General features: G+C 70.8%; 1 protein-coding gene. It reads right to left on the reverse strand.

Annotated features, from left to right (window positions below; genetic code table 11):
• Positions 1-60: 60 nt before the first annotated feature.
• On the reverse strand, positions 61-1,029 hold a 969-nt coding region (locus tag B9G38_RS17685; protein WP_233127259.1), incomplete at its 5' end, for a thiamine pyrophosphate-dependent enzyme.

A 1,029-nucleotide genomic window follows, 5' to 3' on the forward strand; every position in this document is an offset into this window, starting at 1 on the left:
GCCGGGAGTCGGCCTCGGGGGTCGCGCGCGAGTCGCCGCCGGCGTCGGAGGCGTCGCCGCTCATAGCTGGTCCTCCGCGGCCGCGAACTTCCCGTTCGCGCCGCCGCTCGGCACCATCGGCAGGACGTTCTCCTCGGGGTCGACGTGGAAGTCGACCACGGCCGGCCCGTCGTAGTCGAGCGCCTCCTCGACCGCGGGCGCGACCTCGTCGTAGTCGTCGACGCGGAGCCCGAGGGCGCCGAACGCCTCCGCGAGCTTGTCGAACTCCGGCATCCACGTGTAGTCGGAGGCCATGTGTCGCCCCTCGTAGAAGGCGTCCTGCCACTGGCGCACCATCCCGATGTACTCGTTGTTCAGCACCGCGATGGTGACGTCCAGCTCCTCGCGGACCGCGACCGACAGCTCCTGCATCGTCATCAAGAAGGAGCCGTCGCCGTCGAAGCACACCACGTCGCGGTCCTCCTCGCCCATCGTGTCGGCCGCGACGCGCGCGCCGACCGCGGCGGGCACGCCGTACCCCATCGTGCCGAGGCCGTGCGAGGAGACCCACGTCCGGGGCTCCGTGTACGTCCAGAACTGCGAGGCCCACATCTGGTGTTGGCCGACGCCGGTCGTGACGACCGTGTCGTCGTCGGTCGCCTCGTCGAACGCCTCGACGACGAACTGCGGCTTCAGCGGCTCGTCGTTGGGCGTCGCGTACGTGAGCGGGTACGTCTCCTTCCACTCGGCGCAGCGGTCGCGCCACGCCTCGGCGTCGGGCTCTTCGCGGACCGCCGCCGTCAGCTGGTCGAGGACGCGTCCCGCGTCGCCGACGAGCGCGTGGTCGGCGTACACGTTCTTGCTTATCTCCGCCGGGTCGATGTCGACGTGGATCACCTCGGCCTCGGGCGCGAACGTGTCGATGCCGCCCGTGAGCCGGTCGTCGAACCGCGTGCCGACCGCGATCAGGCAGTCGGTGTGGGTGATGGCGAGGTTCGCGTAGCCGGTGCCGTGCATCCCGGCCCACGAGAGCGAGAGGTCGTCGTCCTC

This window comes from Halorubrum sp. SD612, from assembly GCF_002135005.1.